The organism is Taurinivorans muris, assembly GCF_025232395.1.
In the GTDB taxonomy this organism is placed as follows: Bacteria; Desulfobacterota; Desulfovibrionia; order Desulfovibrionales; family Desulfovibrionaceae; genus Taurinivorans; species Taurinivorans muris.
Map to the genome: position 1 here is coordinate 499,313 of NZ_CP065938.1, position 25,652 is coordinate 524,964.

A 25,652-nucleotide genomic window follows, 5' to 3' on the forward strand; every position below is an offset into this window, starting at 1 on the left:
TGTGAAGGAGAACAGAGTATGAATATTCATTTAGGCTGCTGGCATAGGAACATTTCGGGATTTATCAATGTCGATTTATGCGATATGCCGCATATCCATTATAAATCAAGCATTGATAAGCTGCCCATGTTTGAAGATAACTGTGCGGATTTGATTTATTCAAGCCATTCACTTGAGTATTTTGACAGAGTGCAGGCGGCTGATGTGCTGTCTGAATGGAACAGGTGTCTGAAAGTCGGCGGAATATTGAGGCTGGCGGTTCCGGATTTCGATAAACTGATTGAAGTGTATAAAAAAACAGGTGATATAACCAAAATTTTGGGACCATTATACGGAAGAATGGAAATAACTTCTGTGAATAATGAAAAAATGTGTTTGTATCATAAAACCGTATATAATTTTGATTCATTGTCCGAAGTATTGGCAAATGCGGGATTCGGCAATATTCGCAAATATGATTGGAGAGAAACGATCCATAAGGATTACGATGATCATTCTCAAGCATATTTTCCTCATATGGATAAAGAAAACGGCTTATTGATAAGTTTGAATGTCGAAGCTGAAAAATTATAGGGGATTGTTATGGATTTTATAATGCAAATGCGTCCTTGGTTCGGTGAGGAAGAAAAAAACGCCGTTTGTGCGTATATGGAAGAAGATGGGTTTATCACGGAATTCAAGCGTACGGAAAAATTTGAAAAAATGATTGCGGAATATACAAAAGCCAAACATTGTATTGTTGTTAACAATGGCACGGTCAGTTTGACTTTGGCTGCGATGGCATGCGGCATTGCTGCCGGTGACGAGGTTTTGGTTCCGAATTATACCATGATTGCGACCCCTAATTCCGTAAAAATGTTCGGAGCGGTTCCTGTTTTTATCGATGTGGAAGAAGAAACGCTTTGCATGGATTTGGAAAAAGCGGAACAAGCGCTAACAGCTAAAACAAAAGCATTGATTTTGGTCACCGCCAATGGACGTTATCCCAAAGCCGGTATCGGCGCCTTTGTAAATTTTTGCAAAAAAAATAATCTTATATTAATTGAAGATTCCGCTCAATCCTTGGGTTCTTGTTATCCTGACGGACAGCATATGGGCACGGTCGGGCAAGTCGGAAGTTTTTCATTTTCCGCACCTAAAATTATTTCAACAGGTCAAGGCGGGGCTTTAATTACAAATGATGATGAAATAGCGTATAAACTCCGCAGACTGAAAGATTTCGGACGAAGCGGGGGAGGAAATGATTTTCATGACAGCATAGGATATAATTTTAAATTTACGGAATTGCAGGCTTGCATCGGTATTGAGCAAATGAAAAAAGTTTCAAAGCGGGTTGAACGTAAAAAAGAGATATATTCATTATATAAAAAAGGACTTGCCGGAATACGGGGAATAAAGCTTTTTGAACAGGATATCGAACATACTGTTCCTTGGTTTTATGACTGCATTTGTGATAAGAGAGATGAGTTGCAAACGTTTTTGAAAGAAAAAAATATCGGGACGCGCCTTATGTACGGTCCTATCAACAAACAAATTGCATATCAGGTTTCAGGGGAGCATAAGGTTTCTGAAACGGTTGGAAAAAAGGGCTTATGGCTGCCTTCTTTTGCGCAGTTATCCGATAAGCAGATTGAATATATTTGTATTTCAATCAGAGAATTTTATGATACTGGGAATAGGTAAATTTAAAGAATACGTATCAGTGGGATAATATGAATATATTTAAAACGCCAAAGAAAAATAAAAGCTTTTTTTCAGAAGAACAGTATAAAAAAAATATTAATAACGGCAAATTAAGATTTATTGAAAAGAGAGGCGACGGTTTTGGAGCAAGAATGGTTTCATTATTAAATGCCATGTATTGCTCTAAAAAATTTCATATACCCTTTGCTTTCGTATGGTTTGGAGATGAAAAGCTGAATGCTTTTTGCAGGACGAAACAGGTTGATAATAATCGATTGGTCGGAATATCGGTTGGAAGTCCGGAGGAAGTTTTTACGGAAAATTTTATCCGTAATTATTGTATTTCCGATGATGGTTCCAATGAAGAAATCATCAAGATGAAAGACTGGGTATATTATTTTGAACCATACCGGGATATTGCAGATTTTTGTTTTGATGATTTGCTGTACTATGAGTGCCGGTCTCCTTTAGGCTGGAATATGCCTCCCATTTTTTTGCCTGACGTATTCCAAGATATTAATAAGAATGATTATAAACGTGTTTGCAAAGAATGTTACCGTGAGATTGAATTTTCTGACGAAATAAAAGGCATAATTGAAAAGGTGGACACGGCGGTATCTGATAAAGGAAAATTTATTACGATACATGTTCGCACCGGTGATATTGTTTATTCTGTGCCTTGGCCCATGTATTTAAGAAAAGCGCTGATTGCTGAATTGGTAGTTGAAGTTATTATTAAAGAACTTCCTCATAACAATGTTGTTGTCTTGGGCGATGATATTACCAGCTTGGAAAGGATAATCCAATTTTCCCGTCAAATTATGCAGGAAAATAATATTGATTTCGGTAACCATTCTATATTATTGGCAAAAGATTTAATTGAAAACAACACGTATGAAAATGTGTTGTTAACGTTTTATGACAGTTATGTCCTTTCAAAAGGGGAAAAACTCTTTATATCCTCTTGGAGTTCTTTTGCTTTTTTCCCTTCGCTCATATCGGATACGGACGATGTCTTTTCCTGTTACAATTATTTTTCCGCACAAGAACAATATGATATCATATTGAAATATATTGAAAGACTGGATTTGCACCCGCTGCAGCGTTCTTTTTCGTATTATCATCTGATGCAGTTGTCGAAAGAGCTTGGAAAATCTTTTGAGGAACAGTTAATATTTGCGAATAAAATGGTATCGTTATCTTCGTTAAATGTTACAAAAGCGGTTTATGCATTTTTTCTTATTGAACATAGAAAATTTAATTTGTTTTATGATTTTGTCGAAGCATTATCTTCGGAAGAATTGGAAGGAATGCTCAAATTCGCCATAATTCCATGGAATTCCAATTGCTACCGCATGAATGTATTTAAACGGTTTTGCTTGGGAATATTTACGGCGGATAACGCGCGTAAAGCCCGTTTGCTTCATACGATAAAAAAGAAACTTTCTGCGCAGGAAAAAGAATGGTTCAATCAAATGTATAAAACAATCTTTTTCAGATTACATCGTTATATTTGGTTCAATAAAAAACTGCATTGATTATTGTATCAACAAGTTTAGCTGTGTTGTATCTGCGCTAATTCCAAATTTAACAAGTCATATCATCTGGTTTTATAATCAGAAATGGATAATCCGCGGTATTGGTATATATACGAACAGGTTCAATAGTCATACGCGCTGTGCCGGAAAAATTATTTTTTTTCGCTTGCTTTGGTATTCATTCCATATTTGAAATAGGTTTCAAATTCACCCACAAGGTGATGGGAGAGCAGTTCCACCAGAGTGTCTATTGAGGGCGGTTTTATGGTATCGATATTGGTATCGGGATAAAAAACGGGATAATCCCGCAAAAAACCAAGTGCCGTGTTGACAATCATGAAAGCGCTGAGCCTTGCCCGTGAGGGATTGATATTGTTCGTCGCTTTGTTGATCAAAATTTCAATATTGGTGATGAGCGGTAAAAAAACATCTCGGTAACCCGATATGCTATGGATGTTTTTTTCATTCATGTCTTGCAGCAGCAAAAGAGCATGCCCGGCGACTTGTTCCATTCCGGAAAATTTAATCGCCAACGCATTGATTTCATGGGTCAATGCTTCAAAAAGATCTTTTCCAGCCATATTTGTTTCGGCAAGGTTTTTCAAATTCTGAACGGAAGGGCTTAACATTTCTATAAGGCGCATTTTCACACGCTTGATGGCTGCTTCATATAGCCCTTGCTTGCCGCCGAAATGGAATGTGATTAAACCAAGATTACACTGCGCAGCTTCCGCAAGCGCGCGGGTATTGGTTGCTTTATAGCCATTTTGCCCGAAAAGCCGGATTGCTTCAATAACAAGTTTTTCTCGTGTCGCTTCACCTTTCAGTTTGCGTTGGTCGGTTATTTTTGTTTTGACTTGGTTTGTTTTCATAGTGAGTCCAAATGCAGAGAAATTGTTATTTTGTAAAAAATAGTTTTTTTCTCAAATAATGTCAATAAAATAATGTTAAACAATATTGTATTATTGCAAAAAAAAGATAATTGGTATAGAATAACTAAATAAAGGATAATCGTATGCAAAAAAATAATAACGCTCAAGAATTATTAGAAATAATTAAAAATTCCAAACATGTTGCCGTGCTTACCGGGGCGGGAATTTCCACGTTGTCCGGAATACCCGATTTCAGGGGCGTTGGGGGTTTGTATTCACGCAAAGATATAGATGCCAATAAGCTTTTTGATATTCATTATTTTAAAAAAGATCCGGCTTATTATTATAAAAATTCACGTGATTTTTTATATGAAAGCGCCGCAAGACCGAATATCGTGCATGAAAGTTTGGCGAAATTGGAAGAAAAAGGCTTGATAAAAGCTGTCATTACGCAGAATATCGATTTATTGCACCAAAAAGCAGGCTCTAAGACCGTTTTTGAATTGCATGGTTCCCCTAAACAACACTACTGCTTGTCATGCGGTAAGGAATTTGATTTCGACACCGTTCTTTCAATGCTTCAAAAGGTCGATGTGCCAATGTGTCCGGACTGCGGGGGAATTTTAAAGCCCCGCATTGTGTTTTTCGGTGAATCGCTGCCGGAATATGATTTGGACAATGCGGAATACCATGCCAAAAAAGCTGATTTCTTACTGGTGCTCGGTACGAGCTTAACGGTTTATCCTGCCGCCGCAATTCCCGAAATCACGCATAGGTCCGGCGGAAAACTCGGAATTGTCAATGCTTCGTCAACCTATGTCGATAATGCCTGCGTGTTTAAAGCTGCTGATTTGGGCAGTATTTTTGAAGAACTTAATGTTTTGCTTTAATAAAATTTTATAAAGGATTTGGTATGAACACTTTAACCCCCCGTGAAATTGTTGTTGAATTGGATAAATATATTGTAGGGCAAGAACAAGCTAAAAAAATGGTCGCCATTGCGGTTAGGAACCGCTGGCGCAGACAAAAGCTCGAACCGCAAATGCGTGACGAAATCGCTCCTAAGAACATTATTTTAATGGGACCGACCGGTGTCGGCAAAACGGAAATAGCAAGAAGATTGGCAAAGCTTACCGGTGCGCCTTTTGTAAAAGTGGAAGCGACTAAATATACCGAAGTGGGCTATGTCGGACGTGACGTTGAGTCCATGATACGGGATTTGCTTGACATCGGCATAAAACTTATCCGTGATGAAGAAACGCAACGGGTTAAAGCGCAAGCGGAAAAAGCCGCTGAGGAACGTCTTTTGGATTTGCTGCTGCCCCATAACCCCAGCGAGGGGAGCCGCGAAGCGACACGCGAAAAGCTTCGTAATTTATGGCAGTTGGGACATTTGGATAATCATGAGGTTGAAATTGAAGTCAAGGAAACTTCTCCGCAAATTGATATGTTCGCCATGCCCGGCATGGATCAGATCGGCGATCAGATTAAAACGCTCATGGGCAAAATTTCCCCTTCAAAAACGCAGCGGAAACGCGTAAGGACAAAAGCCGCTTTTGATATTTTGCTGCAGCAGGAATCAGACAAGCTTATTGACGAAGATAAAATGATTGAAGCCGCCAGGGAACGTGTGGAACAAAGCGGCATTGTTTTTATCGATGAAATCGATAAAGTTGCGAGCTCCGCCAATTCGCAAAGAAGCTCCGAGGTTTCTCGTGAGGGCGTGCAGCGTGATTTGCTTCCCATTGTTGAGGGAAGCACGGTGAATACGAAATACGGAATGATTAAAACCGATCATATCTTATTTATTGCGGCTGGAGCGTTTCATTTCAGCAAACCCTCCGATTTAATTCCTGAATTGCAGGGACGTTTTCCCTTGCGGGTCGAACTGCAGCCTCTTGGAAAAGATGAGTTTTACCGCATTTTGACTGAGCCTGACAATTCCCTTGAAAAACAGTATACCGCTTTATTGCAGACCGAAGATGTCCGGCTTTCGTTCACGGAAGACGGCTTACTCGAAATCGCTTCTTTTGCGGAAGAAATCAATGCGGAATCGGAAAATATCGGGGCAAGGCGGCTGTATACCATTCTTGAAAAAATTCTTTCCGATATTTCTTTTGAAGCTCCGGAACGGAAATATCAGCATATTGTCATCAATAAAGATTATGTGAATGAACATTTGGATGATGTTCGGGAAAATAAAGATTTAAGCCAGTATATCTTATAAGGCGGAATTTCTTTTCGGTCCAGCATGAAAGAATATCTGACGCTTTGTTTAACAAGTATGAGCCAAGACGGAAGAGCCGTCGGCAGAATTGAGCGGCAGCAGCCGTATCAGGGAATGGCGGTTTTTGTCGAAAACGCGCTTGCCGGTCAAACGGTTAAAGCGGAAATTCTTTCTAAAAAAAAGAATTTCATTGTTGCCCGGACTGTTGAAGTTCTTGAGCAATCGCCCTTTGCAGCAAAGGGAATTTGCATGCACCGGCAGGAATGCGGGGGCTGTTCATGGCAAAATCTAAAGTATGAAAGACAAGTTTTTGAAAAAGAGAATTTGATAAAAAATGTTTTGCGGCGGGTTGGAAAAATAGAGAATTTTGAAACTTGTTTTCATCCCCTGATTACGCCTTCGGCTGTTCAGGAGGACACGCTTTTTTACCGCAATAAAATGGAATTTGCTTTTTCTTTGCAGAATAAAAGGCTGAAACTCGGTTTACGTAAGAAAAACAGCCATGATATTGTTGAAGTTACGGATTGCAGGCTGCAAAATCCGCACGCTATGAAAATACTGGCGCTTTTGCGTACCGTTTTGAAATCGTTTCAGCACGAATTTTACCGTTATGCTGTTTTGCGGTATTTTCAAGATAAATGGACCGTTGAACTTATTACCTATCCTTTTTCCAAAAGTAACGGGCATAATGAAAAACAAAGCGTTTTAGCTTGTTATGAAGTTTTGAAGCATACTGTTTCCGGCATGGTGCACAGCGTCAGAACATCAAAAACCGATGTTGCTTACGGCGAAAACATTGTTTGTGAATACGGAGAGCCCCTGCTTTTTGAAAAATTGGCAATGCCAAAGCATACTGCGAATTTCAAGCTTGGCAACTCCGCCTTTTTTCAGGTGAATACCGCCATGGCGGAACAGCTGTACCGGGTGATTTACAATTTCGCGGCTTTGGTTTTGCCAAAGAATAGCGCCCATATTTGGGATTGTTATTGCGGCGTCGGTGCGATAGCCCTTTCGCTTGCTCCGTTAGCCGTTGAAAACAAAAAAGAATTTACTCTTGACTATATGAACGGTATTTCCGTCGCTTCGCCTGAAAAATCGTATAAAAAGCCCTTTGTGCTCGGGGTGGAAGCGGTACAAAAAGCAATTTTGCTGGCAAAAGAAAATGCCCTGTTAAATCAATGCGCATTTGCAAAATTTGAATGTTCCGCCGGCAAAGAACTGCATAAATTTTTCACCCGCTTTTCTTTGCCCAATCTCATTATTTTAGACCCGCCCCGTGCAGGTGTCGAAGATGAAGCCCTTAATGCCATTCTTGAATATTGCCCGCAATTTTTAATTCTTGTTTCCTGCAATCCTGCAACTTTGGCGCGCGATTTGGCGAAACTTGCGGAAAAGTATTCCGTAAAAGCCATACAGGGCGTTGATTTGTTTCCCCATACCCCTCATGTGGAAACGGTGGTCTTGCTCGAAAAAATTTATAAGTAGGAAGATTTGAGCTTACGTATTCTTTGCCATGAATCCTGAATGCGTTTCACAGGAATTTTCTTTTCTTGAACAAGTTCCGCAATACAGGCATGAACTTGTTCCGGAAGGTTAGGGTCGTATTTGAAATTATTGCTGAAAAGCAAAATGTCGTTGCCCGCCATGATAGCCTTATGAATGCTTTCTTTTAAGGAGTATTGTTTGACAATGGCCCCCATCTGCATGTCATCGGTAATGACGACTCCGCTGTAATTCATACGCTGGCGCAAAAGCTTCGTGATGGCGTTATAAGACAGGCTGGCGGGAACCGAGTCCAAATTTTTATGGTAAACGTGGGCTGCCATGATCATTCCGTCAAATTTCTTTTCAATGAATTTATTGTAAGGAAGAAGTTCATTGTCCTGCCAGTGCGAGGAAATATCCGTGAAGCCGGCATGAGTGTCGCTCATGGCGTTGCCATGTCCGGGAAAATGTTTGAGGGTTGGAATAATGCCGCTTTTTTTCATGGCTTTTGCATAAGCGTAGGCATGTTTGTATGTTTTCAATGCTGTTTCGTGGAAAGCCCGTTCCTTCGCACCGATAGCAGGGGATTTCGGATTATGCAAATCAACGCTCGGAGCAAAATTTAAGTTAAAACCGCATTCTTTCAATTCCTGGGCGATTTCTTTTGCTGTTTGATATGTCAATTTCTCATCATCTTTTTTCCCTAAGCTGTAAGCCGTAGGATAATTTTTAAAACCGTTTTTGCCGCTTAGACGCTGGACTTTTCCCCCTTCTTGGTCAACGCCTATCAGCAACGGATATTTGCTTGCGGAATTGAGTTCACCGATAAGGGTTTGAATTTGAGCTTTATTTGCCAAATTGTAGGGCACGATATTGCCATGCGTATAAAATAAAATAATGCCGCCTGCTTTTCCTTGCTCAAGCATTTTGCGTATTTCAACATCTTCGGCAAGACTTTGCCCGCGCATGCCGAACATGAGCATTTGCCCGATCATCGCTTCCAAATCATTATCAATTTCTTGGAATTTCATTTCGTTGTCAACCATGTTCTTTTCTTGGGCAAAACCGGAAAAAGGGAAAAACAGCGCCAAAACCATGAGCACATGCATGCAAATTCTTTTCATAACGTGTCCTGTGATGATGTTTATAAAAGCTTTCGTTTTGAGTATACTTTTTTATTGGCATTGTAAATAAACTTTTGTATACTCTCAAAGGGAGGATTTTATGAAAAATATTTTCATTTTTTTAAGTTTCGTTTTTTTGTTTCCTTTTTCCGCTTTTGCGGAAAACACGATAAAAATAGGCTCGATGCCCGCTTCCGATTCCCTTTTGCTTTACGTAGGAGTTGAAGAAAAAATTTTTGAAAAATACGGGCTGAATGTTGAAATTATTCCGTTTCAAAGTGCCATTGAACTTGGAGCCGCCATGCGGAGCGGAGCTATTGACGGGTATTTCACCTGCATTATCAATGCTGCGCTTCAACATTTAAGCGGAACACCGCAAACAATCATCGCCACTACTTCTTACGCCCGTCCGACCCAAAGGCATTTCGCCCTGGTTGTTTCCCCTAAAAAAAACATTTCAAGCTTGGAAGAACTGCGGGGAAAATCTGTTGCAATCGCAAAAGATACCATTGTCGATTTTTTGTTGACGCAGTTTTTAATAAGCAGAAATTTGAATGATACTTTTGTGGAGCGCAATGATATCCGTTCCATTGCGATGCGTTTGCAGCTTCTCATGGCGGGACAGATTGACTCCGCTCTTTTGCCGGAGCCGCTTGTTTCAACCCTTGAATCGCGAGGGGCGACGGTTTTGCTTGATGATACGAATTTGAAACTTCCTTTGGCTGTCATAAGTTTCGCTCAAAACAGACTTACGAAAGAACGGTATGATAGTTTCCGCAAAGCTCTTGATGAATGTGCTGATTTAATCAATGCCGATCCTTTGAAATATAAAGAAACGATGTTAAAATACAAATTATTGTCCCCTGATGTGAAAGATACGTATGTCATGCTCAGTTTCGACAAGAACAATACGCCGTGCCATCTTCCGACCGAACAGGAATTGGACCTGTATTTCACATGGCTTTTTGAGAGAAAGCTCATTTCAGCCAAACCAAGCGCAAACGATTTGTTGCCGCAGTTTTGACATGACTCGTACGGTTTCTTCAACTGCTGACCAATACCAAACAGGAATACATGTCCGTTCATTGTGTAAAACATTTGGGGAACAACCTGTATTGAATGAACTTTCTTTTTCCGTCTGTGCAGGGAAAAGCCTTTCCGTCATCGGAAAATCCGGCTGCGGGAAAAGTACGCTCCTGTCTGTTTTGGCGCAGTTACAGGAGTATCAGAGCGGTGTTGTGGAATTTGTCACGCCGCAAGGCAAATCTTTTATCGAAGAATATGGAAGAATGCCCAGACTTTCCTATGTATTGCAGGAATATGGGCTGTTTCCGTGGAAAAATGCCAGGGAGAACCTTATGCTTCCTTTGCAGATTGCAAAAATGGATAAGGAACGTATTCAGGAACATGTGGCGCTGATGTTGCAGGAGCTTGATTTATCGGGGCTTGAAAAACGTTATCCCTGTGAATTGTCAGGAGGGCAAAAGCAAAGGCTCGCCCTCGGACGGGCTTTGATTTCCAAGCCTGAAATCATTTTGCTTGACGAACCACTTTCCAGCGTGGACGCTATCAACCGTGAAAATTTGCAAAATTTGATCTTATCCTTATGGAAAAAATACCAATTCACTTTTGTGCTTGTGACGCACAGTGTGGGCGAAGCCGTATACTTGGGAGGAAATATTTTGTCTTTGTCGAAATTTTCTTCTGAAGATGTTTCTCAATATACCCTATATGACAATCCGTATTTTGCGGAAGAAAATATCCGCGATAAAAAAGAATATTTCGAACTCTGTAAAATTATTCATCATTCGCTGCAAGAGTAGTATGGAAAATTTAAAACAATTATGCAAATATTTGCTTACGCTTTTTGTGATTGGAGTTTTTTGGCATATCGGAGCGCTTTGCTTTGGAGAATATATTTTGCCGAAGCCTTTAAACGTTCTGTTTTTTTCTTTCGATTATTTGCGGACAAAAGAATTTTGGGGGCATTTTTTCATAAGTTCTTACAGAGTTTGCACCGCTCTTGCGATTTCTTTTTTAGCGGCTTTTCCTCTTGGTATTTATATGGGCTATAAAAAACGGTTTGACAGTTTCTTTTCTCCTTTTTTGTTTTTAACCTATCCTGTTCCTAAAATCGTTTTGCTTCCTCTTTTCTTTTTAATCTTGGGTATCGGTGATTTTTCAAGAATATTCCTTATTGTTCTGACTGTTTCCTATCAAATTATCGTTGTAACCCGCGCCAGCGTTTTGAACTTGGATAAAAAATATTTCGAATCTTTTCAATCGCTCCTGCCTTTGCATGTCAAAGGGACGCCAAAACAGCATTTTCGTATGGCAAAACTCGTGCATTTGCTCATTCCTTCCGCACTTCCTTCCGCGTTGACCGCTCTTAGGATAGCATCCGGAACAGCCATCGCCGTTTTGTTTATGGCGGAATCCTTCGCAACCCGTGAGGGGCTCGGCTTTCTTATCATGGACTCATGGGGCAGAGGGGACATGCTTCCCATGTTCATCGGCATTTTAAGCCTTTGCTTTTTAGGTGTTTTTCTTTATGAATTCTGCAATCTCATGGAAAGGCTTTTTTGCAAAGGAAATCAGCCGAATGCAAAATAAATTTATTGTCTTTCCCTGAAAATATCCGTATACTGAAAAATATTGCAAACAAAGGTGAGGAAAAAATATGGCAGTTGCTGTTGGTCAAAGGATTGAAGCCCGTTGCACACGTTGTAAAGATCTTATGGGGCATGTTGTTGTTTCAATGCTCGGTGGTGAAATTGCGAAAGTTGAATGTTGCGCTTGCGGCAGCGTGCATAAATATTATCCTCCCGCAAAGAAAAAAGAAGAAGCGCAGGCAAAGCCCGTTCGGGTAAGGGCAGGCGAAGCGCGTTCGATGGCGGTTAAGGAATCTTCCCAAAGAAGCGCTAAGATTTCCAATTTGAAAGAAAAAAGTTCCGATACGGCGAAAGTCGCCGGTTCAAAGTCCGAAAAAGCGAATTTAAAAGCCTTGGAAGAAATGCAGGCGAAATGGAAAGACAGAATGGTCAGCTATTCCGGCAATGCTAAACCGTATTCCATGGATCTTTTGGTTAAAAAGGATGATTTTGTGGAGCATGGCGTTTTCGGAGTCGGGGTTGTTGTCGAAATCTGTCCCCCGAATAAGGCGGATATTTTGTTTTCATTGGGAATAAAGAGTTTACGTTGTTTATGTGAATAATTTATTTTCCGTATTGACGGTTGCTGAAAAAATGATTATTATCTAATTGAGTGCTTACTCGGAGGATATATGTTCGTTTTAGGTAATATTTTGTTAACGGTTGCGGGAATAGCCGGTTCGCTTATCACGATATATTCGTTCGTGATTTTTATTTCCTGCATTCTTTCATGGGTCAATGCCGACCCGTATAATCCCATTGTGCGGATCATCAATACGTTAACAGAACCGGTCTTATACAGGATTAGAAAATTCTTTCCGTTCGTGATGATCGGAGGGCTTGATTTATCCCCTGTTTTGCTTATTATTTTTCTTCAGCTTTTTGACGGAATAATCATTGGCAGTCTTTATGATTTGGCAATAACCTTAAAGGTATAAAATAAACATTTTAAAGGAGTGCGCTATGCAAGCAGATGAAATTAAAAAAATTGAGGAATTGGCTAAAACTGATGCTCAAGTGAAAGAATTATATGAAAAACACTCAGAATTAAAGAAAATCATTCAAAAATTGGAAGAAAAGCCACACCGCATTCCTGCTGAAGAAGTTGAATTGAAAACTTTGAAAAAAGAAAAATTGGATGTGAAAACAAATTTATTGAGCTTAATTGAAAATAAGGCTTAAAATTATTGTAACTCTCTAAAAATATTGAACTATGTAAAAACAACACTTCTAAAAAAAAGTGTTGTTTTTTTTTATGTCTTTTGGCATAGTAACATCTTAACAATTTGGCAAATCTAATGTTTTTAATTTTTGGCTTCCGAGGTACAGTATGGAATTGACAGGTGCAGCAATATTGATGGAATGTTTGAAGCGCGAAGGGGTTGACGTTGTTTTTGGCTATCCCGGCGGAGCTGTCCTTGATTTATACCATGAAATGAGAAATCATCCTGAAATCCGCCATGTCTTGGTTCGCCATGAACAGGGAGCCGCCCATGCCGCTGACGGGTATGCGAGAGCTTCCGGCAATGTCGGGGTTTGCATTGCGACAAGCGGTCCGGGGGCTACCAATACGGTTACCGGGCTTGCGACGGCATATGCCGATTCCATTCCCATGGTGCTTATCACAGGGCAGGTGCACACCCATTTGATCGGCAATGACGCTTTTCAGGAAGTCGATATTGTCGGCATCACCCGTCCATGCACCAAGCATAATTATCTGGTGAAAGACTTGGCGCAGCTGCCAAGAATTATACGTGAAGCCTTTCATTTGGCACGTTCCGGACGTCCCGGACCTGTTTTGGTTGATTTTCCTAAAGATTTAATGACAAGAAAAACAAAGTTCATCTGGCCTGAAGAAGTGCGCATGCGTACGTATAATCCTACATACAAGCCTAATCTCAATCAGCTGCGGCGGGTTGCCGATTTGGTCTGCAAAGCGGAAAGCCCGGTTGTCATTGCAGGGGGCGGGGTGATTTCCTCCAATGCAAGCAAGCTGTTGCGCTATTTTGTTTCCACGTATCAGATACCCGTGACCTGTACGCTCATGGGGCTTGGGGCGGTAAGCACGGCGGATACGCTTTATCTCGGCATGCTTGGCATGCACGGCACGTATACGGCAAATAAAGCCGTCAGCAATGCCGATTTGATTCTTGCCGTTGGCTGCCGTTTTGATGACCGCGTCACAGGACGCTTGGATAAATTCGGCAAAAAGGCTAAAATTGTTCATATTGATATTGATCCGACCTCTATCCGCAAAAATGTCGAAGTTGACGTGCCGGTTGTCGGACATATTTATCCGGCTCTTGAGGAGTTGAGCGAAATCATGGCGACCAAGCTCGAAAATGAGCCGATAGATTTCAAAGAGAAGCACCAGTCTTGGCTGGACGTTTTGTATGGCTGGAAAAAAGCCCATCCGCTTTTTTACCATGCGCAAAAAAATGCTTTGCGTCCTCAGCAGGTTTTGGAAGCTGTACGCTATATTTTAAACGATGAATATATCATTACCACTGAAGTCGGGCAAAACCAGATGTGGGCGGCTCAATTTCTGGCGTTTAAAGAGCCGAGAACCCTTATCACTTCCGGCGGGCTTGGCACTATGGGGTATGGGCTTCCCGCCGCTATCGGGGCGCAAATAGCCTATCCCGATAAAACCGTTATCGATGTTGCGGGCGACGCTTCCATTCAAATGAACATTCAGGAACTTATGACTGCCGTGGCAAACCGTTTGCCGGTAAAAATTCTGATTTTGAACAATCAATATATGGGTATGGTCCGGCAATGGCAGGAATTTTTTTATGAGAAAAATTACGCCCATACCAATATGGAGGCGCAGCCTGATTTTGTGAAATTGGCGGAAGCTTATGGTGCTGACGGTTATAGGATTACAAATAATGATGAATTGAAAACGGTTTTGCCAAAAGCCCTCACCTCCGGCAATGCGACTATTATCGATGTTATCGTTGAACGTGAAGAAAACGTTTATCCCATGGTGCCGGCAGGTGCGTCCCTTGATGATATGCTTTTGGTTTAGGAGTTGTTATGCGCAGAGTGTTATCTATTTTAGTGGAAAATGAACCGGGGGTGCTTTCCCGTGTTGCCGGGCTTTTCAGCGGACGCGGATTTAATATTGAATCACTGAACGTCGCACCCGCTCTTGAGGAAGGTGTTTCGCATATGACCGTCACCACCTATGGGGACGAGCTGATTGTTGAACAAATCATCAAACAATTGCGCAAACTTGTCATTGTTATCAAAGTCGTTGATTTTATCGACCATACCCATGTTGAGCGGGAAATGATGCTTGTGAAAGTCAACGCGGAAGAAACGAAGCGCGAGGAAATTTTGCGTATTGTGGATATTTTCCGCTGCAAGGTTGTCGATGTCAGCATTAATGAATTTACCATAGAAGCGACGGGAACGTACGATAAGCTGCAAGCCATTCTGAATTTGCTTGGACGTTTCGGCATAAAAGAAATCGCCAGGACCGGAACGGTTGCTTTGAAACGGGCCATGCAGCTTGACTGATTCGGGTTTTGTGTGGAATTTATTGATAACGGCATTGTTTTGCGGATTGGAAAATTCCGTGAAACAGATTTATGGGTGAAACTTTTAACGCGGAATCACGGTATTACCACAGCTTTTGCTTTCGGCGGAAGCAGAAGCAGGCGGAGGTTCAGCGGGTGTTTGGACAGTTATAATACCATTGCGGCAAGAATGGCGAGTTCTAAAAACGGACAGTTTTTAAATTTGCAGGAAACGACCTTGCTGGAACAATATCAAAGACTGCGTACGGATTTCAAACGGCAGGGCATGGCGGCAAATTGCATACGGTTTGTGGAAGCGCTTGGAGTCAGTCCGGAAGACAGTGAAAAGATTTTTTTACTGACGAAATCCATGCTGCATTTGCTCAATTCCGTTGAAAACGCTTTCGCCATGCTGCCCATACTGTTTCGCCTGCGGATTGTCGCCGAGCAAGGGTATTTGCTTGATCCTAAGATTTGTCCCAAATGCGGAAAAATTTTAGAAAAAAATTCCGTATTTTTGGTTTCCGAAGGATATTTTACGTGTTTATCCTGCAAGCCTTTAGGCGCTATGGGATTAAACGCTTCAAGGGAAACACTTGACATTTTATCCGATATTCAAGAATATTCACCTGAATATTGGGTGCTGCATGCTGCAGATTCTGCAATTTTCAGAGAATTGGGAAGAATAATTGATGCCCATATCCGTTATCATGTCGGGCTGGAATGGAATGACGGTTCTTTCCGCCGAAGTTTTGCCTAGTGTGGTTTGAGATAGGGTTATTGAGGAGTTAGATATGAATTTTCAAGACGTTATTTTTACTTTGCAACAATATTGGGCGCAGCAAGGCTGTGCTGTCGTGCAGCCTTTTGATATCGAATGCGGCGCCGGTACGTTCAATCCGTCGACATTTCTCAGGGTTTTAGGACCTGAGCCTTGGAAAACCGCTTATGTTGAGCCCTCCCGCCGTCCGACGGACGGTCGCTACGGGGATAATCCGAACCGTTTGCAGCATTATTTTCAATTTCAGGTTATTTTGAAACCATCGCCTAAAAATATTCAAGAATTGTATCTTGGCAGTTTGAGGGCTTTGAACCTTGACCCTGCCAAACATGATATCCGCTTTGTTGAAGATGACTGGGAATCTCCGACTCTCGGCGCCTGGGGGCTCGGCTGGGAAGTGTGGCTCAACGGTATGGAAGTGACGCAGTTCACCTACTTCCAGCAAGTGGGCGGTATTGATTTAAGTCCGATCAGTGTTGAAATCACCTATGGATTGGAACGGTTGACCATGTATCTTCAAGGTAAGGATTCCGTATATGATATCATGTGGAATGATGAAGTGACATACGGGCAGGTATATCATCAAAACGAAGTCGAGCAATCACGCTACAATTTCGAGGAAAGCGACGCTGAAATGCATTTGCGGCATTTCAACGATTTTGAAGCTGAATGCAGCCGCCTTATCGAGCTTGGCTTGCCTCTTCCGGCATACGATTACTGCATGAAATGCTCCCATACGTTCAATTTGCTTGATGCCCGCAATGCAATTTCCATTACCGAACGAGCAGGATATATCGGCAGAGTCAGAGCGTTGGCGTCCGGAATTTCACGGCTTTATGTCGAACAGCGTAAATCTTTAAATTATCCGTTACTCAATAAAATCAATAAGTAATTTGTGAGGAAGATATGAGCCATTTTGTTTTAGAGATCGGAACCGAAGAAATCCCCGCACGTTTTTTGCAAACTACGGAAAAGGAATTGGCGGAACGTTTTACAGCCCTTTTAAAAGAAAACCGCTTGGGTTTTGAAAAAATTGAAACCCGCAGTACGCCGCGCAGGGCTATCGTGCATATATATGACCTCGAAAAAGTTCAACCGATACTTGAAGAAAATATTATTGGTCCTGCCGTAAACATCGCTTATGATAAAGACGGAAACCTGTCCAAGGCAGGACAAGGATTTATTCGCGGGCAAGGCGCTGAAGAAAAAGATATTGTCCGCACGCAAACGGAAAAGGGCGAATACATTTCTGTCAATAAAAAAAGCGGCGGTAAAAAAGCCGAAGAAGTTTTGCAGGAAATTTGCCCACAAATTATTGCCGCGCTTCCATTTCCGAAACGTATGCGCTGGGGTGAGGAAACGTTTGCCTATGCCCGCCCATTACAATGGGTTTTGGCTATGCTTGACCATTTACCCATTGTTTTTAAAGTCGGAGATGTTGTTTCATCCAATCAAACGTACGGGCATAGGGTGCATGGTTTCGGTCCTTTCGTTATCGGACATGCTGACGATCTGGAAGAAGTGCTTTATGAAAAAAGCCGAATTGTCTGTGATTCCGTCAAACGCCGCCAATATATTATCGATATGGCAAACACCTTGGTTGCCGAACTCAAAGAAGGGGCGAAAATCATTTGGAAAAACGATTTGCTTGACGAAGTGCAGGGTTTGGTGGAAAAGCCTGTGCCTGTTATTTGCAGTTTTGACGAAAGCTTCCTTGAGCTACCGAAAGAAGTTATTTTGACAACCATCGAACATCACCAAAAATGCTTTGGTATTCAAGGGCAGGACAGGAAACTTTTGAATAAATTCCTGACTGTTCTCAATATTGATCCGGAAGATATTGAAGTTGTGCGTGCAGGCTGGGAAAGAGTTGTGCGTGCAAGACTTGAAGATGCCCGTTTTTACTGGAAAGAAGACTTGAAGGACAGTTTTGAAAAATGGGTACCCATGCTTGATTCAGTTATTTTCCTTGGTCCTCTTGGCTCAATGGGAGACAAGAGCCGCCGTTTGGAACAGCTTTGCGGCTGGCTTGGTGAAAAAGTAGGGCTTGCAGGCGGGGACCATTTGGATAACGGAGTACTTCTTGCGCAGCGTGCCGGTCGTTGGTGTAAAGCAGACCTTATGTCAAAAATGGTTGGAGAGTTTGATACCCTGCAGGGAACCATGGGCAGCATTTATGCTTTGAAAGAGGGATGGGAACCGCCTTTCGCCATGGCTTTGACCGAGCAGTATTTGCCAACGGGACCAAACAGCCTTTTGCCCATGAGTGATTTGGGTGCTTGCCTTTCAATGGCTGACAAGGCCGATACCTTGGTCGGTTGCTTCGGACTTGGCAATATTCCGACCGGTACGGCAGACCCTTATGCTTTACGACGGGCGGCTTTGGGTATCGCAAGGATTTTGCTTGAGTTCGGTTATGAAATTCCGCTTTCAGAACTTTTTGAAAAAGCGTATTCTTTTTATGCGGATGATATTAAATGGAAATTTTCCAAAGGAGAAACCCTTGAAAAACTTCTTGAATTTTGCCAAGCCCGCTTAAAACATTATTTCGTCGGCGAAGGCAGCGAGACCCTTGTTGTGGACGCTGTCATGAATGGCAGGGATACCGACGGAAACCTTGAAGCGGATAATGTCTGGGCAACCGAAAAGCGTTTAAATACGTTGAAAGCGTTTATGCGTAAAGAAGATTTTACTGAAAACGCGCAGGTTTTGAAACGTATGACCAATATTTTGGCGAAAGCCGAACATTCTTTGTCCTGTGCGTATGATTCGTCTTTATTGGAAAGTGACGCGGAAAAAGAACTTGATAAAGGCATTAAAGCTTTTTCCGACGTATTCGATACCAATTTTGCCAATAATAATTTCATGCCCGTCATGGACGCCATGGCTAAGCTTCGCCCTCTTGTAGACGCCTTCTTTGAAAGCGTCATGGTTATGGCGGAAGATAAGAATGTACGGCAAAACCGTATGAATATGCTTTTTGCGGTTATGAGCCGTATGAACCGTATGGCTGATTTTGCAAACCTGCAAATATGAAGCGGTGTTGCAGGATTGTTTTAAAACATTAATTGCTTGACAATCTTGCTTATTATGTATACATAAATTTTTCACATGAGAACATATAACATTAAATGGATATGATTCCGTTTTTTTGGAGGATTTCGTGGCTGATCATAAATCAGCTATTAAGCGTCATAAACAAAGCATTAAACGTAATGCCCGCAACCGTGCCGCACGTACCCGTATGAAAAATCTCGTAAAAGACGTTCGTACCGCAATTATGAACGGTGACAAAGCTGCTGCCGAACAAGCTCTTAAAGGCGCTACTGTTGCTCTTGACAAAAGCGCAAGCAAAGGCGTTATTCACTGGAAAAAAGCTGCACGTAAAGTTTCTCGTTTAGCTAAAGCTGTGAACGCAATCGAAAAAGCTTAATTTTTTTCGTACATTCCTGACACGAAGTCCCACATGGGACTTTTTGTCGTTTAATTTTTTGTAATTACTATAAACTTATCGTATCGCCGCCAGTTCAATACTTCCCCAAGCTCCGATTTTTTCATCAATTTGCAGAAAAACACCTAATACACCGTGTTTTTCTTTTGCTCCAGAAAAAGGGTTGTCCTGTATTGCAATACGGGAGTCTTTTTGTGCCTGGGTCAAAACCGTACTGATTTCTTTCGCTGATTTTAATACATTGCCATAGCTTGTCGCAAGGGCGTCCGCCAAACTGGCATTTTTGGCTATCACCACGGATAAATCGCCTTGTCCGAAACTTAAGCTGTGTCCTATTGCTGCGGAAGAGGAACAAACAGCTAGGGGAAATTGTTCTTTGGCAAACCTTAAGCCAAGCATGCATTCTTCTTTTGGATTTGCCAGTATGCCGACAATTCTTTCTTTACTTGAATATAAATAAATATCTCCGCCATTTTCAACAATGACATCGGAACATAATTGTTTTTCCTGCAAATAAAAATGGATTTTTGCCGCAATGAATTGGGCAATCATTCCGGCAATGCAGGCGAAAGGGCCGACATGGGCGAAACTGCTTGCCTTGCACATTTCAGCGATACAAAGCGGAGCATCCGGCGGGCATTGAATTGGTTCCAAACTGTGTTGGATTTCAGGATAAAGTTTTATCCAAAACTTTATAATACTGCGAATTTCTTGAATTTCTTTTGTACAGAATTTGATTATTTCGGTTTTGTCTATATCTTTTGTCAGCGTGATGAATAAATCTGTTTCTTCGACAATAATTTGAACATGCTGTTCATCAGCATGATTTTCAGGACTATTTTGTTTGGTCCGGTATGTCCGGTAAGGGCTGGCGTAAATTTCTGTTTTCATAAAAAACTCTAGGGAACCGCTTGTTAATTCTTTACATTTTTAAAAGAAAACCGTATTATTCACAAATGCATTAAATAATATTTTATGGAAATAATCAAGTAAACCCTTTGGAGGAGAATATAATGGCAGGTAAACAAAAAGTTATTCTTGCTTATTCCGGTGGCTTGGACACATCGGTTATTTTAAAATGGCTTCAAGTCGCCCATGATTATGAAGTGATCACTGTTACCGCTGATTTGGGTCAGGAAGATGATTTGGACGGTGTTGAACCAAAAGCGCTGAAGACCGGTGCGACCAAAGCATATATCGAAGATTTGAGAGAAGAATTTGCCCGTGATTATATTTTCCCTATGCTCCGTTCCTGTGCGTTATATGAAGGCAGGTATCTTTTGGGAACTTCTGTCGCCCGTCCTCTCATTGCAAAACGTCTTGTTGAAATTGCAAAAAAAGAAGGCGCAGCAGCTATTGCCCACGGTGCGACCGGCAAAGGCAATGACCAAGTCCGTTTTGAATTGTCAATAAACGCTTTGGCTCCTGAACTCAAAGTCATTGCTCCTTGGCGTGAATGGGATTTAATGTCAAGAACCGCCCTTACTGAATTTGCAGAAAAACATGGCATTCCGCTTACTTCAAGCAGCAAGCATTACAGCATTGACAGAAATATGCTTCATTGCTCCTTTGAAGGCGGCGAACTTGAAGATCCATGGACAGAACCTGAACCGGAATCACATATCATGACCGTGCCTGTGGAACAAGCGCCGAATGAACCGGAATACATCACAATCACTTTTGAAAAAGGGGACGCTGTCGCTATAAACGGTACGTTTATGAAGCCTATGGATATTATGCTCAGCCTCAATAAAATCGCCGGCAAGCATGGTATCGGACGCCTCGATATGGTTGAAAACCGTTTTGTGGGCATGAAATCCCGCGGTGTTTATGAAACTCCTGCCGGAACAGTCCTTTATATCGCCCACCAGGATTTGGAAGGCATCTGCCTTGACCGTGAAGCGCTTGCGACACGCGCAACAATTTTGCCCCGTTATGCTTCCGCGATTTACAATGGTTTTTGGTTCTCTCCCGAAAGAGAAGCCATGCAAGCTCTTATTGATAAAACCCAAGAAGGCGTATCAGGCGAAGTCCGTTTAAAATTGTACAAGGGCATGGCATGGCCGGTCGGCCGTTTTTCACCAAACAGCCTTTATTGTCAAGACCTTGCGACGTTTGAAGAATGCGCTACTTATGACCATAAGGACGCCGCGGGCTTTATCCGTTTGCAAAGCCTTCGTATCCGCGGTTATGCCGACCGTGTAAAAAGATATTAATTTTGTTTTTTGATATTGTTAATCCCCTGTATGCAAATATGGGGGATTTTTAACCTATGGGGAATAATTATGGCAGCACAGGAAAAACCTTGGGGCGGGCGTTTTAAAGAAGCAACTTCGAAAAAAGTTGAAGCATATACCGAATCAATTTCCTTTGATACGAAAATGTATAAACAAGACATCATGGGTTCGAAAGCCCATGCGGTCATGCTTGCGGAACAAGGTATCTTGACGAAGGAAGAGGCTGAAATATTATGCAGCGGTCTTGATCGTGTTCTTGAAGAAATTGAAAGCGGAAAACTTGTGTGGAAACAAGAACTTGAAGATGTGCATATGAATATTGAAACACGTCTTACGGAACTTGTGGGCGAAGTCGGAAAAAAACTGCATACGGGAAGAAGCAGAAACGACCAGTGCTGCCTTGATTTGCGTCTTTATACTTCCGATTGCCTGCGTTTATGGGAAGAGCTTGCAAAAAATCTGATTGCGGTTTTGGTTGACAAAGCGGAAGAAAACCAAGGCGTATTGCTTCCGGGATGTACGCACATGCAGCCGGCACAGCCGGTGAGCCTTGCTCATCATCTGCTTGCCTATGCTTGGATGTTTAAACGCGACGCTGAAAGGATTTGCGCCTGTGAAAGGCGCGCGAGGATCAGTCCTTTGGGAGCCGCGGCTCTTGCGGGAACAACGTATAATCTTAATCCCCAATCGGTTGCCGAACAGCTGAATATGTATGGTGTCTTTAAAAACAGCATGGATACCGTTGCTGACCGTGACTATGTTCTGGAAGCCCTTTTTACAGGGTCGGTGATCATGATGCATTTGTCACGTTTTTGCGAAGAACTGATTTGGTGGGCTAATCCGCAGTTTGCGTTCATTTATTTATCCGACGCCCATTCAACCGGTTCTTCCATCATGCCCCAAAAGAAAAATCCGGATGTCGCGGAAATCATGCGGGGAAAAACCGGACGCACCTATGGAAATTTAATGAATTTATTGACTACCCTCAAAGGTTTGCCACTTACGTATAACCGTGATTTGCAGGAAGATAAAATTCCTTTTATGGATACGGATAAAACCGTGCGGACTTCTTTGAGCATTATGGCGGAAATGCTTCAAGGCATACGGTTCAGAGCTGATAAAATGGAAAAAGCTTTGAAAGCGGGCTTTTTAAATGCGACGGAATTGGCTGATTATCTTGTGACAAAAGGAATACCGTTCAGAGAAGCCCATCATATCACCGGACGGGCTGTCGCCCTTGCCGAGGATAGGGGAGTCGGCTTGGAAGAGTTATCATTGCAGGATTTTAATCATTTATGCGACCCTTATCATATTCAGGTGACCGATGATGTTTATGTGGTTTTAGATTATTTTACGGCTGTAAAACGGCGTAACGCCAGCGGCGGAACAGGTCCTGTTTCTGTTAAAAACCAATTGGACGAATTGAAAGTTTGGTTAGCCGCACAATGTTAAAAGTCTATATAGCCTCTTCGTTTAAAAACATCCATGCGGTGCGTTTGCTTGCAAAAAGCATGCGGCAAATGGGATATGAAATTTTGGATTGGACGCTTAAAGCGACTCCGCCTGAAGGGTTGAATGCCGCAAAACGGCGTGAATGGATGGATACCGATCATGGAGGAGAAGTCTTTTCTTTTTGTGCCGAATCCTGTAAGCAGGCTGATTTCATTATTTATTTGGGAACATCCGGACAAGACGCCGGAGTTGAGGTGGGCATTGCTTACGGTTTGCAAAAACCTGTTTTGGGAATACGCGGACCATTGGAATCCGCAGGACTTATGCTTTACGGAGCATGTACCTGCTGGGTGGAACATATAGAACACGCAGAGCAAATCTTGCAGGAAATCATCGGCTATAAAAAAGAAAATTGTTCTTGTTCCGGGGAAGCGCTGCAGGCAAGTTCCGTTTCTTTGCAGGCGCAGAAAATTTTATTGAATTTATGATATGAATGGTTTTGTGCGGATTTTACATCGTTCATTTTTATTTTTAGCTCTTTTTACCTTATTTTAGAGCGGTATTCCTTTTTAACATTTTTTTAAGGAGTATCGTATGTCTGTCAACGTTACTTGGCTGCATTGGCTTTTTTTATTGCTTTCTATTTTATTTGAAGTTGTCGGCACTTCGATAATGAAAGTTTCCCATTCATGGCAATTTTCTTTCGGGTCAGAACTTGGACTTGCAATTATGTGGGCGTGCATAGCCTGCTCGTATTTCAGCCTTGCGAAAGCCGTAACCGCATTGCCTGTCGGCGTTGCCTTTGCCTTATGGGACGCCTTGGGCTTGGTTTTTATTGTATCTTTTTCCGTAACCGTTTTAGGCGAAAATCTTGATCTTATTAAAGGACTTGGACTTGTTTGTGTTCTTAGCGGCGGTTTTTTAGTGCACTTCGGAACAGATACCCATTAATGGAGATTTTATGTTTGCAAATATTTTTTCCTTTTCTGTTTTATTGGTGTTATGCGCCGCTTTATTGGATATTATCGCCAATATCTTATTGGCAAAATCAAACGGTTTTAAAAGAAAAACCTTAGGGGTCACAGCCTTGTTTTGCGTTGCTGTGGCTTTTGGTTTTCTTTCCATTGCGGTAAAGGATTTGGATTTGGCTGTTGCGTATGCGTTATGGGGCTGTTTTGGAATTTTAGGCACAAGTTTGTCCGGTTGGGTATTGCTTGGGCAAAGAATGCATAAAAGCGCATTTTTGGGTATTGCGCTTTTAATGTGCGGAATTGTTTTACTGCGCTTATAACATATTGTGTTAATTAAAAAAATCATAAAAAAGCAGAAAAAACAATTTTTCATATGTTTTTTCTGCAAAAAATAATCATTATATAAAAAGCCTCACATTTGTAAGGCTTTTTATATTTTATAAATTATTTGTTCGGCAATTCGGCAACTTGCCAAGGCAAGCCGAATTTATTGAGCTGTTCCATAAACGGATCCGGATCCATTTGTTCCATGTTCCAAACGCCGGCTTTCATCCATTTGCCCGTAACCATCATCATGGCGCCGATCATGGCAGGTACGCCGGTGGTATAGGAAATCGCTTGGGAGCCCAATTCTTCATAGCAGTCTTCGTGCTGGCAGATATTATAGACATAATACGTTTTTTCCTGACCGTTTTTAATACCTTGCATTACGCAGCCGATACAGGTTTTACCCTTTGTCAAAGGTCCGAGGCTTGCGGGGTCCGGAAGCAATTTTGACAAAAATTGGATAGGCACTATGGACTGCCCTTTGTATTCGATAGGTTCAATGCCGAGTAAGCCGACGCCGCCGAATACTTTTAAGTGGTTGAGGTAATTGTCGGAGAATGTCATCCAAAATCTTGCGCGGCGGATACCTTTAAGATTTTGCACAAGGGATTCCAATTCTTCGTGATACATGAGATAACAGTTTTTAGGTCCGATTCCGTCAGGAAAATCAAAGCTCATTTTCCAGGAAAGCGGGTCGGTTTCAACCCATTCTCCGCGTTCCCAATACCGTCCGCGGGCGGTGACTTCACGAATATTGATTTCCGGATTGAAGTTCGTTGCAAAAGGCAGGCCGTGGTCGCCGGCATTGGCGTCAATAATATCGAGCACATGTATTTCATCAAGCAAATGTTTTTGTCCATAGGCGCAAAATACGTTCGTAACACCGGGGTCGAAACCGCTGCCCAAAAGCGCCATCAAGCCTTTTTCTTTGAATTTGTCCTGATAAGCCCATTGCCATTTATATTCAAATTTCGCAAGGTCGATTGGTTCGTAATTGGCAGTATCAAGGTAATGGACATTGCATTCGAGGCAGGCGTCCATAATGGTAAGGTCTTGATACGGCAGTGCGACATTGATAACCATTACTGGTTTGACTTTATTAATTAAAGCAACAAGTTCTGAAACATTATCAGCGTCAACGGATGCCGTATGAACAGTTACGCCATAGCGTTTTTTTACAGATTCGGCAATTGCGTCGCATTTGGCTTTTGTGCGGCTCGCCAAATGGATTTCTGTAAAAACATCGTTAGCTTGTGCGCATTTATGCACGACAACAGAACTTACACCACCTGCGCCGATGATTAAAACTCTTGCCATATTATTCTCCTT

The 25,652-nt window shown here is 41.9% G+C and carries 27 protein-coding genes; 23 read left to right on the forward strand and 4 right to left on the reverse strand.

Features of this window, described 5'->3' with window-relative positions:
* Positions 1-18: 18 nt before the first annotated feature.
* The 3 genes from JBF11_RS02250 (at position 19) to JBF11_RS02260 (ending at position 3,221) form a co-directional block, all read left to right on the forward strand.
* The gene (locus JBF11_RS02250) at positions 19-573 is read left to right on the forward strand and encodes a class I SAM-dependent methyltransferase (protein ID WP_334315760.1); all 555 of its coding nucleotides are present in this window, start codon (positions 19-21) and stop codon (positions 571-573) included.
* A gap of 9 nt (positions 574-582) precedes the next feature.
* Positions 583-1,683 (forward strand): DegT/DnrJ/EryC1/StrS family aminotransferase, encoded by a 1,101-nt coding sequence (locus JBF11_RS02255; RefSeq protein WP_334315761.1) that lies wholly within the window; start codon positions 583-585, stop codon positions 1,681-1,683.
* Between the two features lie 152 nt (positions 1,684-1,835).
* Positions 1,836-3,221, forward strand: coding sequence for an O-fucosyltransferase family protein (locus JBF11_RS02260; protein WP_334315762.1), 1,386 nt, complete (start codon positions 1,836-1,838; stop codon positions 3,219-3,221).
* Positions 3,222-3,373: 152 nt separating this feature from the next.
* On the opposite strand, the gene JBF11_RS02265 is transcribed toward JBF11_RS02260, so the two are convergent.
* Positions 3,374-4,093 carry a TetR/AcrR family transcriptional regulator gene (locus tag JBF11_RS02265; protein ID WP_334315763.1) on the reverse strand — a complete coding sequence of 240 codons (720 nt, stop codon included), beginning with the start codon at positions 4,091-4,093 and terminating at the stop codon, positions 3,374-3,376.
* A gap of 143 nt (positions 4,094-4,236) precedes the next feature.
* Here JBF11_RS02265 and JBF11_RS02270 point away from each other — a divergent pair, with 143 nt between their 5' ends.
* The 3 genes from JBF11_RS02270 to JBF11_RS02280 are packed head-to-tail and all read left to right on the forward strand — an operon-like array spanning position 4,237 to position 7,805.
* Positions 4,237-4,983 carry an NAD-dependent protein deacylase gene (locus JBF11_RS02270; protein ID WP_334315764.1) on the forward strand — a complete coding sequence of 249 codons (747 nt, stop codon included), beginning with the start codon at positions 4,237-4,239 and terminating at the stop codon, positions 4,981-4,983.
* A gap of 23 nt (positions 4,984-5,006) precedes the next feature.
* Positions 5,007-6,320 (forward strand): ATP-dependent protease ATPase subunit HslU, encoded by a 1,314-nt coding sequence (gene hslU, locus JBF11_RS02275; RefSeq protein ID WP_334315765.1) that lies wholly within the window; start codon positions 5,007-5,009, stop codon positions 6,318-6,320.
* A 24-nt stretch (positions 6,321-6,344) separates the two neighbouring features.
* A complete protein-coding gene (locus JBF11_RS02280; RefSeq protein WP_334315766.1) occupies positions 6,345-7,805 on the forward strand; it encodes a class I SAM-dependent RNA methyltransferase in 1,461 nt (486 codons plus the stop codon).
* On the opposite strand, the gene JBF11_RS02285 is transcribed toward JBF11_RS02280, so the two are convergent.
* Entirely contained in the window at positions 7,796-8,929 is a 1,134-nt protein-coding gene (locus tag JBF11_RS02285) for a glycoside hydrolase family 3 protein (RefSeq protein ID WP_334315767.1), read from the reverse strand. The genes JBF11_RS02280 and JBF11_RS02285 overlap by 10 nt on opposite strands.
* Positions 8,930-9,029: 100 nt before the next feature.
* Between JBF11_RS02285 and JBF11_RS02290 the strand changes: the two genes are divergently transcribed.
* From JBF11_RS02290 to rpsT, 12 genes are all read left to right on the forward strand, one after another.
* A complete protein-coding gene (locus JBF11_RS02290; RefSeq protein WP_334315768.1) occupies positions 9,030-9,953 on the forward strand; it encodes an ABC transporter substrate-binding protein in 924 nt (307 codons plus the stop codon).
* Between the two features lies 1 nt (position 9,954).
* A complete protein-coding gene (locus JBF11_RS02295; protein WP_334315769.1) occupies positions 9,955-10,752 on the forward strand; it encodes an ABC transporter ATP-binding protein in 798 nt (265 codons plus the stop codon).
* 1 nt (position 10,753) lies between these two features.
* On the forward strand, positions 10,754-11,542 hold the full coding sequence (locus JBF11_RS02300; protein ID WP_334315770.1) for an ABC transporter permease: 789 nt from the start codon (positions 10,754-10,756) through the stop codon (positions 11,540-11,542).
* A gap of 67 nt (positions 11,543-11,609) precedes the next feature.
* On the forward strand, positions 11,610-12,143 hold the full coding sequence (locus JBF11_RS02305; RefSeq protein ID WP_334315771.1) for a hypothetical protein: 534 nt from the start codon (positions 11,610-11,612) through the stop codon (positions 12,141-12,143).
* Positions 12,144-12,212: 69 nt separating this feature from the next.
* Positions 12,213-12,518, forward strand: coding sequence for a YggT family protein (locus tag JBF11_RS02310; RefSeq protein ID WP_334315772.1), 306 nt, complete (start codon positions 12,213-12,215; stop codon positions 12,516-12,518).
* Positions 12,519-12,543: 25 nt separating this feature from the next.
* Entirely contained in the window at positions 12,544-12,762 is a 219-nt protein-coding gene (locus JBF11_RS02315; protein WP_334315773.1) for a DUF465 domain-containing protein, read from the forward strand.
* A 148-nt stretch (positions 12,763-12,910) separates the two neighbouring features.
* Positions 12,911-14,611 carry a biosynthetic-type acetolactate synthase large subunit gene (ilvB, locus tag JBF11_RS02320; RefSeq protein ID WP_334315774.1) on the forward strand — a complete coding sequence of 567 codons (1,701 nt, stop codon included), beginning with the start codon at positions 12,911-12,913 and terminating at the stop codon, positions 14,609-14,611.
* 8 nt (positions 14,612-14,619) lie between these two features.
* Complete coding sequence (ilvN, locus tag JBF11_RS02325) at positions 14,620-15,105, forward strand: acetolactate synthase small subunit (RefSeq protein ID WP_334315775.1); 486 nt, start codon at positions 14,620-14,622, stop codon at positions 15,103-15,105.
* A 12-nt stretch (positions 15,106-15,117) separates the two neighbouring features.
* A complete protein-coding gene (gene recO / locus JBF11_RS02330) occupies positions 15,118-15,864 on the forward strand; it encodes a DNA repair protein RecO (protein ID WP_334315776.1) in 747 nt (248 codons plus the stop codon).
* A gap of 34 nt (positions 15,865-15,898) precedes the next feature.
* Positions 15,899-16,777, forward strand: a complete 879-nt coding sequence (gene glyQ / locus JBF11_RS02335; RefSeq protein ID WP_334315777.1) for a glycine--tRNA ligase subunit alpha — start codon at positions 15,899-15,901, stop codon at positions 16,775-16,777.
* Between the two features lie 14 nt (positions 16,778-16,791).
* The gene (gene glyS / locus JBF11_RS02340) at positions 16,792-18,921 is read left to right on the forward strand and encodes a glycine--tRNA ligase subunit beta (RefSeq protein ID WP_334315778.1); all 2,130 of its coding nucleotides are present in this window, start codon (positions 16,792-16,794) and stop codon (positions 18,919-18,921) included.
* A 127-nt stretch (positions 18,922-19,048) separates the two neighbouring features.
* Positions 19,049-19,318 (forward strand): 30S ribosomal protein S20, encoded by a 270-nt coding sequence (gene rpsT, locus JBF11_RS02345; RefSeq protein WP_334315779.1) that lies wholly within the window; start codon positions 19,049-19,051, stop codon positions 19,316-19,318.
* A 75-nt stretch (positions 19,319-19,393) separates the two neighbouring features.
* On the opposite strand, the gene JBF11_RS02350 is transcribed toward rpsT, so the two are convergent.
* Complete coding sequence (locus JBF11_RS02350) at positions 19,394-20,227, reverse strand: UPF0280 family protein (RefSeq protein WP_334315780.1); 834 nt, start codon at positions 20,225-20,227, stop codon at positions 19,394-19,396.
* Positions 20,228-20,349: 122 nt separating this feature from the next.
* Between JBF11_RS02350 and JBF11_RS02355 the strand changes: the two genes are divergently transcribed.
* The 5 genes from JBF11_RS02355 to mdtI all read left to right on the forward strand — a co-directional run bounded on the left by JBF11_RS02355 (position 20,350) and on the right by mdtI (position 24,316).
* The gene (locus JBF11_RS02355) at positions 20,350-21,552 is read left to right on the forward strand and encodes an argininosuccinate synthase (RefSeq protein ID WP_334315781.1); all 1,203 of its coding nucleotides are present in this window, start codon (positions 20,350-20,352) and stop codon (positions 21,550-21,552) included.
* 69 nt (positions 21,553-21,621) lie between these two features.
* Positions 21,622-23,025: an argininosuccinate lyase gene (gene argH / locus JBF11_RS02360; protein ID WP_334315782.1), complete on the forward strand. Its 1,404-nt coding sequence runs from the start codon at positions 21,622-21,624 to the stop codon at positions 23,023-23,025.
* The gene (locus JBF11_RS02365; protein ID WP_334315783.1) at positions 23,019-23,513 is read left to right on the forward strand and encodes a translation initiation factor 2; all 495 of its coding nucleotides are present in this window, start codon (positions 23,019-23,021) and stop codon (positions 23,511-23,513) included. The genes argH and JBF11_RS02365 overlap by 7 nt, the downstream gene beginning before the upstream one ends.
* A gap of 106 nt (positions 23,514-23,619) precedes the next feature.
* Positions 23,620-23,976 (forward strand): DMT family transporter, encoded by a 357-nt coding sequence (locus tag JBF11_RS02370; protein ID WP_334315784.1) that lies wholly within the window; start codon positions 23,620-23,622, stop codon positions 23,974-23,976.
* A gap of 10 nt (positions 23,977-23,986) precedes the next feature.
* Positions 23,987-24,316, forward strand: coding sequence for a multidrug/spermidine efflux SMR transporter subunit MdtI (gene mdtI, locus JBF11_RS02375; protein WP_334315785.1), 330 nt, complete (start codon positions 23,987-23,989; stop codon positions 24,314-24,316).
* 124 nt (positions 24,317-24,440) lie between these two features.
* Here the strand turns inward: mdtI and JBF11_RS02380 are convergent, their stop codons facing one another.
* On the reverse strand, positions 24,441-25,640 hold the full coding sequence (locus tag JBF11_RS02380) for a saccharopine dehydrogenase family protein (RefSeq protein WP_334315786.1): 1,200 nt from the start codon (positions 25,638-25,640) through the stop codon (positions 24,441-24,443).
* Between the last annotated feature and the right edge of the window lie 12 nt (positions 25,641-25,652).

Excerpts from the sequence above, each read along its gene's own strand:
- JBF11_RS02250 (WP_334315760.1), top strand. The coding sequence starts at position 19 with ATGAATATTCATTTAGGCTGCTGGCATAGGAACATTTCGGGATTTATC.
- JBF11_RS02255 (WP_334315761.1), top strand. The coding sequence starts at position 583 with ATGGATTTTATAATGCAAATGCGTCCTTGGTTCGGTGAGGAAGAAAAA.
- JBF11_RS02260 (WP_334315762.1), top strand. The coding sequence starts at position 1,836 with ATGGTTTCATTATTAAATGCCATGTATTGCTCTAAAAAATTTCATATA.
- JBF11_RS02265 (WP_334315763.1), bottom strand. The coding sequence starts at position 4,093 with ATGAAAACAAACCAAGTCAAAACAAAAATAACCGACCAACGCAAACTG.
- JBF11_RS02270 (WP_334315764.1), top strand. The coding sequence starts at position 4,237 with ATGCAAAAAAATAATAACGCTCAAGAATTATTAGAAATAATTAAAAAT.
- hslU (WP_334315765.1), top strand. The coding sequence starts at position 5,007 with ATGAACACTTTAACCCCCCGTGAAATTGTTGTTGAATTGGATAAATAT.
- JBF11_RS02280 (WP_334315766.1), top strand. The coding sequence starts at position 6,345 with ATGAAAGAATATCTGACGCTTTGTTTAACAAGTATGAGCCAAGACGGA.
- JBF11_RS02285 (WP_334315767.1), bottom strand. The coding sequence starts at position 8,929 with ATGAAAAGAATTTGCATGCATGTGCTCATGGTTTTGGCGCTGTTTTTC.
- JBF11_RS02290 (WP_334315768.1), top strand. The coding sequence starts at position 9,030 with ATGAAAAATATTTTCATTTTTTTAAGTTTCGTTTTTTTGTTTCCTTTT.
- JBF11_RS02295 (WP_334315769.1), top strand. The coding sequence starts at position 9,955 with ATGACTCGTACGGTTTCTTCAACTGCTGACCAATACCAAACAGGAATA.
- JBF11_RS02300 (WP_334315770.1), top strand. The coding sequence starts at position 10,754 with ATGGAAAATTTAAAACAATTATGCAAATATTTGCTTACGCTTTTTGTG.
- JBF11_RS02305 (WP_334315771.1), top strand. The coding sequence starts at position 11,610 with ATGGCAGTTGCTGTTGGTCAAAGGATTGAAGCCCGTTGCACACGTTGT.
- JBF11_RS02310 (WP_334315772.1), top strand. The coding sequence starts at position 12,213 with ATGTTCGTTTTAGGTAATATTTTGTTAACGGTTGCGGGAATAGCCGGT.
- JBF11_RS02315 (WP_334315773.1), top strand. The coding sequence starts at position 12,544 with ATGCAAGCAGATGAAATTAAAAAAATTGAGGAATTGGCTAAAACTGAT.
- ilvB (WP_334315774.1), top strand. The coding sequence starts at position 12,911 with ATGGAATTGACAGGTGCAGCAATATTGATGGAATGTTTGAAGCGCGAA.
- ilvN (WP_334315775.1), top strand. The coding sequence starts at position 14,620 with ATGCGCAGAGTGTTATCTATTTTAGTGGAAAATGAACCGGGGGTGCTT.
- glyQ (WP_334315777.1), top strand. The coding sequence starts at position 15,899 with ATGAATTTTCAAGACGTTATTTTTACTTTGCAACAATATTGGGCGCAG.
- glyS (WP_334315778.1), top strand. The coding sequence starts at position 16,792 with ATGAGCCATTTTGTTTTAGAGATCGGAACCGAAGAAATCCCCGCACGT.
- JBF11_RS02350 (WP_334315780.1), bottom strand. The coding sequence starts at position 20,227 with ATGAAAACAGAAATTTACGCCAGCCCTTACCGGACATACCGGACCAAA.
- JBF11_RS02355 (WP_334315781.1), top strand. The coding sequence starts at position 20,350 with ATGGCAGGTAAACAAAAAGTTATTCTTGCTTATTCCGGTGGCTTGGAC.
- argH (WP_334315782.1), top strand. The coding sequence starts at position 21,622 with ATGGCAGCACAGGAAAAACCTTGGGGCGGGCGTTTTAAAGAAGCAACT.
- JBF11_RS02365 (WP_334315783.1), top strand. The coding sequence starts at position 23,019 with ATGTTAAAAGTCTATATAGCCTCTTCGTTTAAAAACATCCATGCGGTG.
- JBF11_RS02370 (WP_334315784.1), top strand. The coding sequence starts at position 23,620 with ATGTCTGTCAACGTTACTTGGCTGCATTGGCTTTTTTTATTGCTTTCT.
- mdtI (WP_334315785.1), top strand. The coding sequence starts at position 23,987 with ATGTTTGCAAATATTTTTTCCTTTTCTGTTTTATTGGTGTTATGCGCC.
- JBF11_RS02380 (WP_334315786.1), bottom strand. The coding sequence starts at position 25,640 with ATGGCAAGAGTTTTAATCATCGGCGCAGGTGGTGTAAGTTCTGTTGTC.